Source organism: Aliarcobacter thereius LMG 24486 (assembly GCF_004214815.1).
GTDB lineage: Bacteria > Campylobacterota > Campylobacteria > Campylobacterales > Arcobacteraceae > Aliarcobacter > Aliarcobacter thereius.
Genome location: NZ_CP035926.1, coordinates 478146 through 495044 on the forward strand (window position 1 = coordinate 478146; position 16899 = coordinate 495044).

At 26.9% G+C, this 16899-nt stretch carries 19 protein-coding genes; 8 read left to right on the forward strand and 11 right to left on the reverse strand.

From position 1 onward, the window contains the following. Positions 1–64: 64 nt before the first annotated feature. Complete coding sequence (locus ATH_RS02525; protein WP_066390626.1) at positions 65–1387, reverse strand: MFS transporter; 1323 nt, start codon at positions 1385–1387, stop codon at positions 65–67. An 81-nt stretch (positions 1388–1468) separates the two neighbouring features. Here ATH_RS02525 and ATH_RS02530 point away from each other — a divergent pair, with 81 nt between their 5' ends. Continuing rightward, on the forward strand, positions 1469–2068 hold the full coding sequence (locus ATH_RS02530; RefSeq protein ID WP_066390625.1) for a non-canonical purine NTP pyrophosphatase: 600 nt from the start codon (positions 1469–1471) through the stop codon (positions 2066–2068). Here ATH_RS02530 and ATH_RS02535 read toward each other — a convergent pair. The 4 genes from ATH_RS02535 to ATH_RS02550 are packed head-to-tail and all read right to left on the reverse strand — an operon-like array spanning position 2063 to position 3749. Beyond that, the gene (locus tag ATH_RS02535) at positions 2063–2401 is read right to left on the reverse strand and encodes a hypothetical protein (protein ID WP_066186681.1); all 339 of its coding nucleotides are present in this window, start codon (positions 2399–2401) and stop codon (positions 2063–2065) included. The genes ATH_RS02530 and ATH_RS02535 overlap by 6 nt on opposite strands. Continuing rightward, the gene (locus ATH_RS02540; protein ID WP_066186683.1) at positions 2383–2724 is read right to left on the reverse strand and encodes a hypothetical protein; all 342 of its coding nucleotides are present in this window, start codon (positions 2722–2724) and stop codon (positions 2383–2385) included. The genes ATH_RS02535 and ATH_RS02540 overlap by 19 nt, the downstream gene beginning before the upstream one ends. Next, positions 2714–2998, reverse strand: a complete 285-nt coding sequence (locus tag ATH_RS02545; protein WP_130234641.1) for a hypothetical protein — start codon at positions 2996–2998, stop codon at positions 2714–2716. The genes ATH_RS02540 and ATH_RS02545 overlap by 11 nt, the downstream gene beginning before the upstream one ends. Next, positions 2985–3749, reverse strand: a complete 765-nt coding sequence (locus ATH_RS02550; protein WP_066184949.1) for a pyrroline-5-carboxylate reductase — start codon at positions 3747–3749, stop codon at positions 2985–2987. The genes ATH_RS02545 and ATH_RS02550 overlap by 14 nt, the downstream gene beginning before the upstream one ends. A gap of 172 nt (positions 3750–3921) precedes the next feature. On the opposite strand from ATH_RS02550, the gene bamD reads away from it, so the two are divergent. The 4 genes from bamD to ATH_RS02570 are packed head-to-tail and all read left to right on the forward strand — an operon-like array spanning position 3922 to position 8167. Continuing rightward, positions 3922–4572 (forward strand): outer membrane protein assembly factor BamD, encoded by a 651-nt coding sequence (bamD, locus tag ATH_RS02555; protein ID WP_066184948.1) that lies wholly within the window; start codon positions 3922–3924, stop codon positions 4570–4572. A gap of 31 nt (positions 4573–4603) precedes the next feature. Further along, positions 4604–7018, forward strand: a complete 2415-nt coding sequence (gene lon / locus ATH_RS02560) for an endopeptidase La (RefSeq protein ID WP_066186689.1) — start codon at positions 4604–4606, stop codon at positions 7016–7018. A 1-nt stretch (position 7019) separates the two neighbouring features. Further along, complete coding sequence (locus tag ATH_RS02565) at positions 7020–7577, forward strand: rhomboid family intramembrane serine protease (protein ID WP_066184946.1); 558 nt, start codon at positions 7020–7022, stop codon at positions 7575–7577. Positions 7578–7579: 2 nt separating this feature from the next. Then, positions 7580–8167, forward strand: a complete 588-nt coding sequence (locus tag ATH_RS02570; protein ID WP_066390620.1) for a ribonuclease HII — start codon at positions 7580–7582, stop codon at positions 8165–8167. A gap of 1 nt (position 8168) precedes the next feature. Here the strand turns inward: ATH_RS02570 and ATH_RS02575 are convergent, their stop codons facing one another. From ATH_RS02575 to ATH_RS02590, 4 genes are read right to left on the reverse strand one after another with little or no spacing between them, the layout of a single operon-like run. Then, positions 8169–9380 (reverse strand): ABC transporter permease, encoded by a 1212-nt coding sequence (locus tag ATH_RS02575; protein ID WP_066177363.1) that lies wholly within the window; start codon positions 9378–9380, stop codon positions 8169–8171. Beyond that, positions 9380–10081 carry an ABC transporter ATP-binding protein gene (locus tag ATH_RS02580; protein WP_066177366.1) on the reverse strand — a complete coding sequence of 234 codons (702 nt, stop codon included), beginning with the start codon at positions 10079–10081 and terminating at the stop codon, positions 9380–9382. Before ATH_RS02580 ends, ATH_RS02575 begins: the two co-directional genes overlap by 1 nt. After that, entirely contained in the window at positions 10071–11321 is a 1251-nt protein-coding gene (locus tag ATH_RS02585) for an efflux RND transporter periplasmic adaptor subunit (protein WP_066390617.1), read from the reverse strand. Before ATH_RS02585 ends, ATH_RS02580 begins: the two co-directional genes overlap by 11 nt. 4 nt (positions 11322–11325) lie before the next feature. Continuing rightward, a complete protein-coding gene (locus tag ATH_RS02590) occupies positions 11326–12537 on the reverse strand; it encodes a TolC family protein (protein WP_066390610.1) in 1212 nt (403 codons plus the stop codon). A gap of 150 nt (positions 12538–12687) precedes the next feature. Here ATH_RS02590 and exbB point away from each other — a divergent pair, with 150 nt between their 5' ends. From exbB to ATH_RS02605, 3 genes are read left to right on the forward strand one after another with little or no spacing between them, the layout of a single operon-like run. Next, entirely contained in the window at positions 12688–13119 is a 432-nt protein-coding gene (exbB, locus tag ATH_RS02595) for a TonB-system energizer ExbB (protein WP_066177379.1), read from the forward strand. Then, on the forward strand, positions 13100–13477 hold the full coding sequence (gene exbD / locus ATH_RS02600) for a TonB system transport protein ExbD (protein ID WP_066186695.1): 378 nt from the start codon (positions 13100–13102) through the stop codon (positions 13475–13477). Before exbB ends, exbD begins: the two co-directional genes overlap by 20 nt. A 3-nt stretch (positions 13478–13480) precedes the next feature. Beyond that, positions 13481–14146: an energy transducer TonB gene (locus ATH_RS02605; RefSeq protein WP_066390608.1), complete on the forward strand. Its 666-nt coding sequence runs from the start codon at positions 13481–13483 to the stop codon at positions 14144–14146. Positions 14147–14186: 40 nt separating this feature from the next. Here the strand turns inward: ATH_RS02605 and ATH_RS02610 are convergent, their stop codons facing one another. Both ATH_RS02610 and ATH_RS02615 read right to left on the reverse strand, forming a co-directional pair. After that, positions 14187–15110 carry an AEC family transporter gene (locus ATH_RS02610; protein ID WP_066390606.1) on the reverse strand — a complete coding sequence of 308 codons (924 nt, stop codon included), beginning with the start codon at positions 15108–15110 and terminating at the stop codon, positions 14187–14189. A 115-nt stretch (positions 15111–15225) separates the two neighbouring features. Beyond that, positions 15226–16677 carry an acetyl-CoA carboxylase biotin carboxylase subunit gene (locus ATH_RS02615; RefSeq protein ID WP_066177395.1) on the reverse strand — a complete coding sequence of 484 codons (1452 nt, stop codon included), beginning with the start codon at positions 16675–16677 and terminating at the stop codon, positions 15226–15228. Positions 16678–16899: the final 222 nt, after the last annotated feature.

The window sequence follows — 16899 nt, forward strand, 5'->3', positions numbered from 1 at the left end:
AAGAGAATTTTTTTAAGTTCAAAGAAGAGCGTGAAAATTTATACTATTTTCCACAAAGATTTATCTATTTTAAAATTGCCTTTATCTCATCTTCACTTATTTTTTCTTCACTAAATTTTATTACAGCAATATTTTCTGTATTATTTATATACCACTCTTCTATATTTGAATTTTCACTTAATTTATTTAAATTATTTGATTTATATTCATCTAAATTAAGATAAATATTTTTAGTTTTAGAAGGATTTTTCATAATAGCAATTAATAAAATCCATAAAACACAGATTGAAGCTATAATTGTTGTGAAGTTTTCTAGCTCATAAGCACTTAGTTTATCTAAAAATATTCCTCCAAAAATACCACCAAAAAATGTACCTAAATATCCAAAAGAGTTAAATACTCCTAAAACACTACCTCTTTGATGAACTTTTGCAAATTTTGAAGTAAGTGATTGCATGATTGGTTCGTGCATATTAAATCCAATAAAAAATATTACAACACCAATAGAAAAAACTAAAGCACTAGAACTAAAACCAATAATTAAATAAGAGATTATAAAAAATAGAATTCCAATAACTAAAACTTCTCTATATTTTCCTTTCTTTTCAGCTAGTATTGCAGCAGGACCCATTGCAAGAAGTCCTAAAATCATTGAAGGAATATAAACTTGCCATAAATCTTTTATATCCCAATTATATGTTTTTGTAAGAATAATAGGAATAACTAAAAATGCAAAAGTCATCAAAGCTTTTTGCAAAAAATTTGTAATGTGCATTCTGTTTATATTTGAATTTCCTAAAATATCTTTTAATTTTAGTTTTTCATTGTATGTATGAGTAATAACAGGTGGATTAGGAACTTTTTTTACTAAAATATAAATTGCTACTAAAGATAGAACCATTGTTATATAAAATAAAATTGGAACACCAGCATATCCACCAATAATTGGACCAAACATCATAGCAAGTGCAAAAGATATTCCAATAAAACCACCCATTATAGCCATGGCTTTTGATCTTTGCTCTTCTTTTACAATATCACTAATCATAGCTGTAACAACTGCACCAATAGCACCAGCTCCTTGTAAAAGTCTTCCTAGCATTAAAGTAAAAATATCACTAGCAATTGCACAAATAAATGAACCAATAGCAAAAAGCAGAAGACCAGTTATTATTGTTCCTTTTCTTCCAAGTTTATCACTCATAATTCCAAATGGAGTTTGAAAAATAACTTGTGTCAAAGCATAACCACCAACAACAATTCCAACTAAAGTTGCATTTGCTCCTTCTAAGCTAAGTGCATAAACGGAAATAACAGGTAAAACTATAAAAAGCCCAAAGAATCTTAGAGCTACTATAAAACTTAAAGGTAAAACTGATTTAAACATACATAATCCTAAATATATTATAATTAAAGATTGATTATATAGTAAGCTTTCTTTAAAAGAGAAAAAGACAAAGGATTTTTATTGAGAATAATATTAGCAAGTGCAAATAAAGGGAAGATTGAAGAGTTTAAAAAACTTTTACCAAATTATGAAGTTATAGCATATAGTGACATTTTAGGAAAATTTGATATTCCTGAAACAGGAACAACTTTTAAAGAAAATGCAATTATAAAAGCAAGTGAGATAAATAGAAGACTAAAAGAACAAAATGAAAAACATTTTATAGTGATTTCTGATGATTCAGGAATATCTTTACCTATATTAAATAATGCTCCAGGAGTTTATAGTGCAAGATATTCAGGAATTAATGCAAGTGATAAAAGTAATAATGAAAAACTAATAAGTGAATTAAATAGATTAAATCTTGAAAAAACAGAAGCTTTTTATACAGCTTGTATAACTATAATATACAAAGATTTTGTATATACAGTTCATGGATTTATGTATGGAATGGCAATTAATCAAGAAAAAGGAACAAATGGCTTTGGATATGATCCACTTTTTATTCCAAAAGATTTTACAAAAACTTTAGGTGAGTTAGATTTTGAAATAAAACAAGAGTTTTCTCATAGAAACAAAGCTTTAAAATTGGCTATGAAAGTTTTAGAAGTTATATTATAGTTTTAATAATTTGGAGATTTTTACTCCAAATTCTTCATTTTTTACAGATAAAAAATACTCTTTTTCATCTTTTTTTGATATCTTTAAAATAAAATTATCTGGCATAAATTCAAGACTTATGAAATTTAATAACTCATTTTCATTTAAGCGCAAAAGATATTGTTCAAGAAAATATATATGTGCTTTTGCTTGAATAAAATATAATTTTTCACTATAAACCCTACTATTTAGAGCATTTTTTTCTAAGCTTTGTTTTGCAATAAAAGAGAATAGAAGAACAAAAAATAGAGTTGAAAGTAAAATATATGCTTTTTTCATTTTTTTATAAACCATATAATCTCTTTTGAATTCTCTTTTTGTAAAGATACTTTATAGAAATTAGAACTTTTTTCTATATTGAAGTATAAAAGCCCTAAATAAAGTGGCTCATTTTGAAAATATAAATTTTTATTTCTAAAGCTTAAATCATCAAAATTATTTATATTTTTTTCTAAAAAAACTCTAAGTGAGTTTAAACTTAAATTCTCTAAAGATAGCTCTTGATTTAATCTATTTTGTAAAACAGTATCTTTGTATAAAAAGCTTACTAAAGTAAAAATAATAGCTGAAAGTATAGTTGCAATGATTAATTCAAATAAAACAAAACTACTTTTCATAATAAACCAATTTTATGTTTTCATCTTTATAACTGTATTTAAAAAGAGTTATAGTTGTTTTTTCATCATTAATTAAAACTTCATAACTTGATGATGATTTATAAAAATTTCTTAAATCATTCTTTTCTATACTATTTTCGAGTTCTAATAGATTTATAAAGTTTGAATTTGTTCTTGAAAATAGAAAATTACTATTTGCAAAAGAGATGAATATAAAACTTAAAATCAAAATAGAGATTAAAATCTCTATTAAGATAAAACTACTTTTCAGCAATTTTTTTAGATTTCTTAAATGAGCCTTCAATAGCTTTTATGAAAGCATCTCTTACATTTCCTTCTTCAAGTTTTGCATATCCTGCAGCTGTTGTTCCAGCTGGACTCATAACAGAATCTTTTATGATTGCAGGATGAGAGTGTTTTAGAAGTGAAGCTGAACTTGAAAAAAGACCTTGTACCATAAGATGAGCTAAGTTTCTTTCTAAACCAACTTTAACAGCACCATCAGCAATAGCTTCAGCAACCAAAGCTAAAAATGCAGGTCCAGAACCACAAACAGCACTTGCAATATCAAGATGAGTTTCACTATTTACCCAAACAGCTTCACCAATAGTTTTAAAAATATCAGTTGTTATATCTTTTAATGCAATATCTCCTGTAAGTGCAGTCATAGAGTTTTGAACACTTGCTGCAACATTTGGCATAGATCTTACATAGTTTTTTGCTTTTATTAATTTTCTTAAATAATCTAATTTTGTTCCAGCTAAAATAGATATCAAACTATTTGCTTCTCCATTTAATCTTACAGATACACTCTCTAAAGCATAAGGTTTTACACACATAATGATGTTTTTACCACTTATATCTTCTTTATCTTCTAACTCTTTTATCTCAATCTTTGGTATCTTTTGTTTTATTAGTTTTAGTTTTTCATACTCTCTTCCAATCATCTCTACTTCATATTTCTTTACTAAACCAATAGCAAGAGATTGTGCCATTATTCCATTTCCAATTAGTGTTAATTTCATAGTTTTGCCTTCTAAAAGTTTTTTTAATTATAACGAAAATAGTATATAAAACTAAAAAAGAGCTTCCATTTTATACAACAAAAGATAAGTGATACAAAATGAAACTAATACTCTATATATATTTTAATCCAAGTTTGGATAATATATTTACTTTAAAAATAAGGATTTATTGATGATAAGAGCAAATAATATAAAAAATATATTAACTATTTTTATACTAATATTTATTTTAAATGCTTGTTCTTCTAAAACAGAAGAGTATAACAAACCAGCACTTTACTGGTACAACAAAATATTAAAACATATTTCAATGGCAGAACTTGAAGAAGCGGATGATACTTTTATATCACTTGAAAGCGAACATAGAAATTCACCTTTAATTCCATCAGCTATTCTAATTTTAGTAGAAGCACATATGCAAAATGAAGAGTATGTTTTGGCAAACTTTTATTTAGATGAATATTTAAAAAGATTTGCACTAAGTAAAGATGTTGATTATATAAGATATTTAAAAATAAAATCAAATTTTAAAGGTTTTAAAAGACAAAATAGAGATCAAGTCTTAATTGATGATACTTTAGTTCAAATTGATGATTTTGAAAAAAGATATTCAAATTCAAAATATATGCCTTTGGTACAAACAATTAAAACAAGATTAATGATTTCAAAATCACTTATGGATAAAGATATATCAGAACTTTATAAAAGAAGAGATAAACCAAAAGCACAAGAGTATTATTTAGAAAAATCTAAAGAGTCTTGGGAATATACAGATGAGGTAGAAAAACCGTATGTTCCAATAATTAGAAGAGTATTTGAATAAAAAATAATAGAATTTAAGGAGATATGAGAATATGTTATCAAATTATGATAATTTTCCACAAACTATACCATTTATAGTAGAAGATGAGGTTTTTTTATACCCATTTATGATTACACCACTATTTTTGACAAATGACGAAAATATAAAAGCTGTTGAAAATGCAATAGAGTTTAATAGACTTATTATGGTTACAGTTTCAAAACCTACAAAAGAGCAAAAAAGAGAAGAAGACTCTTTTTATGATATTGGAGTTGTAGGAAATGTGATGAGAAAAGTATCACTTCCAGATGGTAAAGTAAAAGTATTATTTCAAGGTGTTGCAAAAGCAAAGATTATTGATTTTGTTCCAAGTAATAATCTTTTTGCTACTGTTGAATTGGTACAAGATTCTTATGAAAGTGAATTAGAATTAAAATCATTAAGTAATATTTTACTTGATAATGTAAAAAAACTCTCAAGATTAAATAATAAATTTCCAGCTGATTTAATAAAAGCAATAGAAGAGAATGAAGATGCTTCAAGAGTTGCTGATTTAATATCTTCTGTTTTAAAATTAAAAAAAGATGAAGCTTATAAAATATATTCTCAAACTAGCATAGAACAAAGATTGATTGATATAATTGAATATGTTAAAAATGAGATAGAATCTTATAAAATACAAAAAGAGATTACACAAAAAGTAAATTCAAAAATAGAGAAAACTCATAAAGATTATTTCTTAAAAGAGCAGATAAAAGCTATTCAAAAAGAGCTTGGAGCTGATAGTCAAAAAGAAGAAGAGTTAAAATCATTTAAAAAGATTTTAAAAACAAAAAGAGTTTTTATGGGAAAAGAAGCATATAAAGAGACAAAAAAACAGCTTGATAAATTAAGTAGAATGAATCAAGATTCTCCAGATGCTTCACTTTTACAAACCTATGTAGAGATGGTTTTAGATATTCCATTTGGAGAGTATTCAAACTCTAAAATATCTATTGCAAGTGTTGAAAAACAACTAAATAAAGATCACTTTTCACTAGAAAAAGCAAAAGAGAGAATCACAGAGTATTTTGCAGTTAAGCAACTTTTAGAGCAAAGAAAACTTGAAGATATGCAATCAAAAGGTACAGTTCTTTGTTTTGTAGGACCTCCAGGTGTTGGTAAAACTTCTTTAGCAAACTCTATTTCAAAAGCTCTTGATAGACCACTTGTAAGAGTTGCTTTAGGTGGAATGGAAGATGTAAATGAGTTAAGAGGACATAGAAGAACTTATGTAGGAGCAATGCCTGGAAGATTAATCAAAGGTTTAATTGATGCAAAAAAGATGAATCCAGTTGTTGTTTTAGATGAAATTGATAAATTAGGAGCAAATCATAGAGGAGATCCATCTGCTGTGATGCTTGAGATTTTAGATCCAGAGCAAAATCATGAATTTAGAGATTTATATCTTAATTTTCCAGTTGATTTATCACAAGTTATATTTGTATCAACAGCAAATGATATAAGAAGAATTCCAGCTCCTTTAAGAGATAGAATGGAGTTTATAGAGATTAATTCATATACTCCAAATGAAAAATATCATATTGCTAAAGATTATTTAATACCTCAAGAGCTTGAAAAACACGGACTTAAAAAAGATGAGGTGAGCTTAAGTAAAGCAACTATTGAACTTATAATTTCAAAATATACAAGAGAAGCAGGAGTTAGAAATCTAAGAAGAGTTTTCTCAAAAATATTTAGAAAAGTTGTTAAGAAATTACTTCAAGATGAAACTTTAGAAAAAGTTACTATTGGAACAAAAGATTTAAAAGAGTATTTAGATAATCCAATATTTGAAATAGAATTAGCAGATAAAGTTGATATGGTTGGAGTTTCAAATGGACTTGCATGGACAGCTGTTGGTGGAGATATTTTAAAAATAGAGGCTATTAAATTAAAAGGAAAAGGTGGGCTAAAAGTAACTGGAAACTTAGGTGAAGTTATGAAAGAGTCTTCAACAATCTCTTACTCTGTTGTTAAACATTTAATAGATAATAATATTTTAAAAATAGATGAAAAATTAATTCCAAAAACTTTTAAAGAGGAAGAAGAAAATACAAAATTAGAGATTAGTGAAATTTATAAAAGATATGATATTCATCTACATATTCCTGAAGGTGCAACTCCAAAAGATGGACCAAGTGCAGGTATTACTATGGCACTTGCAATTGCTTCAATTTTATCAAATAGAAAAATAAAAGCAGATGTAGCAATGACAGGAGAGCTTACATTAAGTGGAAAAGTTCTTCCTATTGGTGGATTAAAAGAGAAATTAATAGCAGCATATAAAGCAAAAATCAAAAAAGTATTAATTCCTAAAAAGAATTTTGAAAGAGATTTAGATGAACTTCCTGAAGAGGTAAAAAATGCTATTGAAATAAAAGTTGTAAATACAATTGAAGATGTATTAAAAGAGGCATTGGTTTAAAATGACTTTTTCAAAAAGTAAAAATGAGTTCACAGCAACAAATATTTTAATAGCAATTACAATTTTTGCTTATATTATTCAGATAAATATTAAAGATGGAAACTTACTAATGGGTTTAAATATCTATTTTTTACTTGGTGAGTTTTACTGGCAACCATTGACAAGTGTATTTTCTCATGGTGGATTAGCTCATCTTGGGATGAATATGTTTGTTTTATGGCAATTTGGAAATATGATAGAGAGATTTATAGGTGTAAAAAGTTTTATACTATTATATTTTATAACTGGAATTTTGACTTCACTTTTCTCATTTTTATATATATACTATTTTGATTTTAGTGTAAATCTCGTAGGAGCAAGTGGTGCTATTTGTGCTATTTTAGGCTTTTATGCATATTTTGTAAAAGAAGAAAGAAGTGCTATTGTTACTTGGATTTTACTAATCTCTGTTGCTCCACTTTTAATAGGGCTTCCAATAGCTTGGTATGCTCACTTTATAGGACTTATTGTAGGATTTATATATGCAATAGTTTTTAAATCTTTTCTTCCAAAAAGATAAGTATGCAAAACTTAGGATTATGTGGTATTGATGAAGCAGGGCGAGGACCACTTGCTGGTCCTTTGGTAGTTGCTGGAACTATTCTTTTAGAAGAAATACTTGGATTAAATGATTCAAAAGTATTAAGTGAAAAGAAAAGAGAAGCTCTGTTTGAAGAGATAAAGAATAAATCAAAATATCATATAGTTTTTAAAAGTGCAAAGCAAATAGATGAGTTTGGAATTTCATATTGTCTAAAAAGTTCAATAGAAGAGATAATAGAAAAATTAAAAGGTTTTACAAACTCTTTTTTGATGGATGGAAATACAAATTTTGGAATACAAAATCTTCAAAAAGAGATAAAAGCAGATGCAAAATATCCAAGTGTTAGTGCAGCTTCAATTTTAGCAAAAGTTAGTCGTGATAGATTTATGAATGAAATTTCAAGTAGCTATCCAAACTATAATTTTGCTAAACACAAAGGATATGGTACAAAAGCTCATATTGAAGCTATAAAGAAGTTTGGTAGAAGTGATATCCATAGAATTAGTTTTAAGCTAAAAGCTTTAGGTGAAGTAGATTTTGGCACTCAAAATCTACTTAAATTCTAAACTACTCATATCTTAAAGCTTCAATAGGATTTAATCTTGCAGCTTTTCTTGCAGGAAAATATCCAAAAACAACTCCAATCAAAGTTGAAAAAATAAAAGATATTAAAATTATTTGAGTGTTTATAATATAAGGTAATTCAAATATTTGTACAACTCCATAACCAACTCCAAGTCCAAGTAAAATTCCAATAATTCCACCCCAAGTTGATAAAACAATAGCTTCAACCAAAAATTGCATTAAAACTTCATTCTGCATAGCTCCAATGGCAAGTCTTATTCCAATCTCTCTTGTTCTTTCAGTTACAGAAACAAGCATAATATTCATAATTCCAATCCCACCAACAAGTAAAGAAATTGCTGCGATTGAACCCAAAAGATATGTAAGCATCTTTGTAGTACTTGTCATGGAATCAAGAATATCTTTCATATCACGAATATAAAAGTTGTCAGCTTCGCCAATTTTTACGGCTCTTCTATCTTGCATTAAAGAAGTTATTTCTGTTTTAGCATCATCAATATATTGTTTCTCTTTAACTGAAACAACTATATTTGAAACATCTAAATTTCCTTGAATTTTTCTTTGAAACATTTTTAAAGGAGTTACAACTATCTCATCTTGATCTCTTCCAAAACTACTAGCCCCTTTTGATTCTAAAACACCAATAACACTACAAGGAAAATTTTTAAGTCTAATTGTTGCACCAACTGGATTATCATTTCCAAAAAGATTTTTTACAATAGTTGTTCCTATTAGGCAAACACTTTTACCACTAATTAACTCTGATTCTTCAAAAACTCTTCCTGAACTTACATTCCAATCTTTTATTATAAAATAATCATTTGTAGTTCCAACAACAGAAGATGAATTACTTTTATTTCCAAAAACCACATTTACCATAGAAGAGTTTTCAGCAGTAACTCCTTTTAAGTTTGCAACACTATTTTTTATTGCATCAATATCTTCATTCTTAAAAGGTTTTGAACTATTATCATCTCTTAGTGGACCTCTTCTTTCTTGTCCAACTCTAATATTTAAAATATTACTTCCAAGTTTTTCTATATTTGCTGTTACATTTGCTGTTGTTCCATCTCCAATCATAACCATAGCAATAACAGAAGCAACACCGATTACTATTCCTAAAATTGTAAGAATAGATCTTAAAATATTTCTTCTAATCTCTTTGATTGCTATTATAAATGTATTTAAAAACATTATTTAAATCCTTTTTTCAAAGAGTCTTCAATATTTCCATCTCTAAAATATATAACTCTTGAAGCATATGCAGCCATTTCTTCTTCGTGAGTTACCATTACAATAGTAATTCCAAGCTCTTCATTTAAAGATTTTAGAAGTTGCATTACTTCAACACTTTTTATACTATCAAGATTTCCAGTTGGTTCATCTGCTAAAAGTAGTAAAGGATTTGTAACAATAGCTCTTGCAATAGCAACTCTTTGTTGCTGTCCACCACTAAGTTCAGCTGGTGTATTTTTTTTAACACTTTCAAGACCAACTTTTTTTAAAGCTTCAATCGATAGTTCAAATCTCTCTTCTTTTGGAACTTTTCTATAAATTAAAGGCAATTCAACATTCTCTAAAGCACTAGTTCTTCCTAAAAGATTAAATCCTTGAAATACAAAACCAATATAATTTCTTCTTAAAATAGCCATTTGATTTAAATTTAAGTTTTCAACATTTACTCCATCAAATAGATACTCTCCACTACTTGGTTTATCCAAACAACCAATTATATTCATAGAAGTGGATTTTCCACTTCCACTTGCACCCATAATAGCTACAAATTCACCTTTATAGATTTTTAGATCAACACCATTTAAAGCAAAAGTTTGGTTTGCACCTTTTCCATAACTTTTTTTGATATTTCTAAATTCTAATAAAACTTTATTTTGCATTTTTGCTCTTCATTGAAGTAATTATTTCATCATCTTGTTTTAAACTTTTTGAAGATACAGCTGTTTGTTGAGTATTACTTGAAATTATTTTTACTTTTATCTCTTTTGGCTCATTGTTTTCTAAAATATATAAGCTCATCATTCCATCATTTGATTTTGAAGATTCACTTTTTGAACTTGGTCTAAATCTTGATGGAGAACCAAGATTAGGTGCTTTTTTATCCACTTGAACAATAGGTTTAAATCTAAATGCACTATTTGGAACTAAAAGTTGGTTTTCAAGATTTTTTGTAACAATTTTTGCATTTGCAGTCATTCCAGGTTTTAAAAGTAAATCATCATTTGTAACACTTACAACAGTTTCATAAGTTACAACTCCATTTGTTGTAATAGGATTCAATCTTACTTGTTTAATCTTTCCTTTGAACTCTTTATTTGCATAAGCATCAACTGTAAATAATACATCTAAACCATCTTTTATATCAGCAACATCGGCTTCATCGATATTTACTATTAAATCCATATTTGATAAATCTTTAGCAAGAGTAAAAAGTTTTGGTGCTGACATTGTTGCTGCTAAAGTTTGACCAACTTCAACTTCTCTATTTAAAACAATTCCATTTATACTTGATTTTACACTAGCTTTATCCAAATTCTGAAGATTGTTTTTTAAATCAGATTCAGATTGTAAAACTTTTGCTTTTGAAGCTTTTACAGAAGCAAGTGCTACTTCATAAGCAAATAGAGTATCATCATACTCATTTTGAGATGGAAATTTTCCACCTGAACTTTCAAACATCTTTTTTGTTCTATCAAAAATTAGTTTTTTATTTTTAAGATTTACTTCACTTTCATTTAGATTTGCTTTTGAAATAGCCAAACTAGCTTTTGAGCTTTCAACACTTGCTTCAAGTTTTGTAGTATCAATTTTTGCCAAAACTTGACCAATTGTTACTTCATCATTATAATCTACAAAAATCTCTTTTATTGTTCCAGAAACTTCAATTCCAATCTCAACACTATTTGTAGGACTTAAGTTTCCACTTGCACTAACAATCACTTTTAAATCCCCAATTTGTGCTTTTTGAGTATTATATTTTGGTTTTAAATCTTCATTTTGTGGTAAAAAAATATAAACCATCAAAGCAATAAAAATAATAACAATAGATAAAATCCAATATTTATAAGATTTTTTACCACCTTTGTAGCTATTCAAATCTTTTAGTAAACTATTATTCATCTTTTTAACCTTTTGTCATGAAGTAAATTTTTGCGTAATATTGCATAACATTTATATTGTTTATCAAAATATCAAAGCTATTTATAGCTTTTTGATTCTCTAAAATTTCTAAATCATATTTTGAAGTCATTCCAGCACTACTTGAGATACTATTTGCTTCTATTAAATCATCATAAAGCAAGATATTATCTTTTAAAATCTCATTTTGTTTGAAAAATGTATCAATTTTTGTAAAATATTGATCATATTCAAAAGCTTTTTCATTTTTCAAATCAGCCAAATAAAATCTCTGTTTCATAGATTCAATTTTTGATTCTTGTACATTTTTGCTTTTTGAGTAATCAAATAAAGGAATAGATAGATTCAAACTCGCACTTGATTGTGCATCGTTTCTACTATTGTCTTTCATCAAAGGATTGAATTTTTCATCACTATTTGAGTATGTAGCTTTTGCATTTAAGCTAAGCTTCATAAGATTTTCTCCTCTTTGTTTTTTATAATCACTATCAAGCATCTTAACTTTTGCCTCTTCTTGAAGTAATTCAAAGTTTGAATCCAAAAACTCCTCTTTTTTTGTCTCTTTAAAATCCAAGATTTCTATCTCTTCATATTTAAGTTCTGTATATTTAGCTAATTCTTGCTCTTTCTCTTTTATACTATTTTCTAAACTTATTCTTTCATTTAAAGCTGTATTCTTACTCATTATTGCATTATTTAAATCAATAATATCACTTTTTCCAACATCATATTCAAGCTTTTTCATCTCAAGTTCTATGTTTTTATTAACTATTTTATATCCATTTTGTTTGTGTTCAAGCTTTAATTTTTTTATATCAAGCAAAGTGCTATAAATTGAGAAGATTAATTGCTGATTCTGATTTTGCCAAGATAAAGTCTCATAATCATATTTACTATTTGCGTAATCCATTTTAAAAATAATTGCACCTGATTCAAATAAAGTTTGGTTAATTCCAATACTTGCACGTTTTGTATAGTTTCTATTTTTATTTTCATCAAAATAGTGATCTATACCTAAACTAGAGCTAAGCTCAATATTTGAAATAAAACTATATTTCAAACTTTTATATCTAGCTTCAATAGATTCTAAATCAAGATTTCTATACTCTTTTTTATCTTTTAAAAGTAGATCCATATTTTCTTTAGGATTCGCACTTAAAATATCTATAAATAGTATGAAAAACAGTATTCTTTTCAAAGAAAATCCTTATTTATCAAATTTGAAAGCAATTATATGTAATAATTTTTAATGCTACTTTAACAAAATTTTAATTTTATATTAATATTAAGATAACTATTATCAATATTGATATATAATTTCAAATATTTTTAAAAAAAGGGTATTTTTATGAATGATATTGAGACACTAAAACATCTTGTAGATTATGGAGTTATAGCACTTTTAGTACTTATGAACTTTGTTGCTCTATTTTTCTTTATAGAAAGAATAATTTTTTATAGAAAAGTTGAAATAAAATCATACAAAACAAAAAGAGCTTTAGAAGTTGCACTTACAAAACATCTAAACATAATTGGAACAATCGCATCAAATGCACCTTATATTGGACTTTTAGGTACAGTTTTGGCAATTATGCTTACATTTATGAATATGGGAAATGCAAACGATATTGATGCTGGTAAAATAATGGAGAGTTTGGCTCTTGCACTTAAAGTAACTGCAGTTGGGCTTGTTGTTGCGATTTTATCTATGGTTTTTTATAATATCCTAAGTAGATCAGCAGAAGTTTTGGAAAGCGAATATGAAGTTACAGAAGTTTGATTCAATAAATGTAATACCTTTTATTGATGTATTACTTGTACTTTTAGCAATTGTTTTACTTACATCAACATTTATTACAAAAGGGCTTATCCCAGTAGCTTTACCAGATAGTAAAAATGCTAGTAAGCTAAAAAGTGATAAAGAGATAGTAATAGTAATAGATAATTCAGGTAAATTCTATTTAGATGATATAGATATGGCAATAGAAAATATAGAGTTTGAACTTTTAGGAAAACCAAAAGAGACGCCAATTCATCTAAATACAGATAAAGATACAAAATTTGAAAATTTTGTAAATATATTAGATATGTTAAAGAAAAATGAATTCAACAATGTATCGATTGTGACTAAGAAGTAAATTATGAAAAACAATAGATATCTAAAATCTTTTCTTATAAGCTTTAGCATCTATTTTGTAATAGCTGCACCTTTGGTTATATCTTTAGCAAATACAACAAAAACTGTTGATATGAAAAAAGATGTACATACAGTTACAAAAATATCATTAAGTAGTGTAGAAGTTCAGAAAAAACCAGTAGAAGAAGAAGTTGTAGAAGAAGAGATTATAGAAAAAGTTATTGAAAAACCTGCACAAAAAGTTGTGAAAAAAGAGGTAAAAAAACCTAAAAAAGAGAAACCAAAGAAAAAACCAGAGAAAAAAGTAGTTCAAAAAGAAGAAGTAATTAAAGATCAAGTAATTACTCAAGATACTGTAAATCAGGTAAAAGCAGCTGAAATGGAAGATCTTTATTTAGGTAAAATAAAACATATTATAGAAAAAAATAAAAAATACCCAAGAGTTGCAAAAAGATTAAAACATGAAGGAAAAGTTACAATATCTTTTGATATCTTAGCAGATGGAAAAATTGTAAATATAAGAATTATTGAAAATTCAAAATACAAAACTCTTGATAAAGCAACGATGGAATTACTAGAAAATATAGCTTTCTTTGATGCAATTCCAAAAGAGCTTAATAAAACAGTTTGGAACAATATCCAAGTACCTGTAAACTACGAAATGCATTAAAAAATTAGCAAAGTTCTTTTAAAGAACTTTTGCTAAAGATTTAAACTCCATAAAGCCACATTACAAAAGGGATATAAACAACTCCTATTAAAATAGAGATAAACAAAGTTATACTCATCATCTCAGGTTTTACTTTTAAAACTGTTGCCACAATTACAGTATTTCCAGCAAGAGGAACTATTGAAAATAGAAACATAAGTAAATAATATCCTTCATTTAAAAACATAAAGTAGTTTTTATCTAAAAATATAAATAGTAAAACACTACTTGGCCAAATAACAAATTTAATAAACATAGAATAAGATATAAAAGACCAATCAAAGGCATTGTTTCCTTTTAATTTTTCTAATCCCATTCCTACAATCATAACTCCTAAAATCGAGTAAGCACCTTTTAAATATGATTCATAAGAAAGAAAAATATCAGGGATACTTGCTCCAAAAATATTTAAAACTAAAGCTAGTAAAAAAGCATGTAAAACGGGAAGTCTTAAAACTTTTTTTAAACTCTCTTTAGCACTGAAATTCCCTTTTGCTGTAATATAATACCCAACAGAATTTTGATACAAAATAGAAGCTAATATTGAAAATATAAAAACATCGACCAAATCATTTGGTAAAAATATAATAGCTAAAGGAATACCAATATTTCCAGTATTTCCAGTACTTGCACTAAAAGCAAGTAAATTTGCTCTATTATCTTTAAATACTTTTGTAAAGATATATAGAAGAACAAAACTCAAAATTGTGCTAAAAATAAAGAAAAACATAGGAATAAATGCAACTTCTAAACTAAGCTTTACATTAAGTGTTGCATTAAAAACAATTAATGGAGATAAAATATATAAAAGTATTTTAGCAATACTCTCTTTATCACATTTTAAAAAATATGTAGAAAAAAATCCAAGAACAATACTAAAATACATAGGAATAATTTTTATAAAAAGAGTTAGAAAAAGTGACACTATAAACCTTTAATTAAAATAATAAAGATGAATTATATCTATAAGCAAATAAAATTATCACAAAAAAAGGCTAAAGTAAACTCTAGCCTTAAAATATTTTTAATTAAATAAGTTTTTAATGTCTAATCGAAATATTTTTACTCTTAATAGTATCAATAAGCTTTCTAAGATTTTCAACTTTCTCTTCTTCTTCTTTTATATTATCTTCACTATTTAGTGTAAATACATCCATTTTTGTATCAAGATAGTTTGTAGTAAATCTTCCAGCTTTGAAATCTTCATCTCTTACAATCTCTCTATGAAGTGGAATATTTGTAGGGAAACCTTCAATATAGAACTCATCTAAAGCTCTTTTTGCTTTTTTTACACAACCTTCCCAATCAATTGCCCAAACAATAAGCTTTCCAAACATTGAGTCATAGTTTGCAGGAATTTTATATCCTGTATAAATACTTGTATCAAGTCTTACTCCTGGACCTCCTGGAGTTAAATATTTTTCAACAGTTCCAACAGATGGTAAAAAACCTTTTAGTGGATTTTCAGCATTTATTCTAAATTCAATACTATAACCTCTAAAATTAATCTCCTCTTGAAGGAATATCATCTTATCCCCTTCAGCTATTTGAATCATTCTTTGAATAATATCAATCCCAGTTATTGTTTCAGTTACAGGGTGTTCAACTTGAACTCTTGTATTCATCTCAATAAAATAGATATTATCTTCAGGATCTAGTAAAAACTCAACAGTTCCTACACTTTCATAACCTAGTTTAAACATAGCTTTTGTCGCAATTCTATATAACTCTCTTCTTGCATCATCATTTAATAGTGGCGATGGTGCAATTTCAATAACTTTTTGGTGTCTTCTTTGAATAGAACAATCTCTTTCTCCAAGGTGTAAAACATTTCCATATTTATCTGCAATAATCTGTATCTCAATATGTCTTGGGTTTTCTACATATTTTTCTATAAATGTTTCACCTCTACCAAAATATTTTTTTGATTCATTTGTAGCAGCTTCAAATAGTTCTTTAAAATCTTCCTCTTTTTTTACAATTCTCATTCCTCTTCCACCACCACCAAAAGCAGCTTTTATAATAACAGGAAATCCAATCTCTTTTGCAATTTTTGCAGCTTCTTTAGGATCTTCAATTGGTTCATCAGTTCCTTCAAGTACAGGTACCCCAACTTTTTTCATAGCAACTTTTGAAGCCATTTTATCTCCAAAAAGCTCAATATGTTCAGCTTTTGGACCAATAAATATAATTCCATTCTCTTCACAAGCTCTTGCAAAATCCGCATTCTCACTTAAAAATCCATATCCAGGGTGAATAGCATCACACTCAGCTTTTTTTGCAATAGATATAATTCTGTCATAATCAAGATAAGCTTGAACCACATCTCCAAGTATTGGATAGCACTCATCAGCTTTTTTTACCCAAATTCCTTCTATATCAACTTCTGAAAATATAGCAACACTTTTTATCTCTAACTCTTTACAAGCTCTTATAACTCTTAGTGCAATCTCTCCTCTATTTGCAATAAGTACCTTATTTATCTTTTTCATAATACTCACCTCATTAAAATATTTGAATATGATTTTAGTTTTATTTATTTATTTTTTCTTCTTAATTATTGCAAAGAAAATTGTCTAATATTGCTAAAATATCTATGCTATAACTTTAGCAAAGCTTAATCAGAACAAAAATAACAGTATAATTACAAACTTTTAAGAAAACTTTAAAATTAACTCATATACAATGACCGCACGGTAAACAAAAAGTTAATA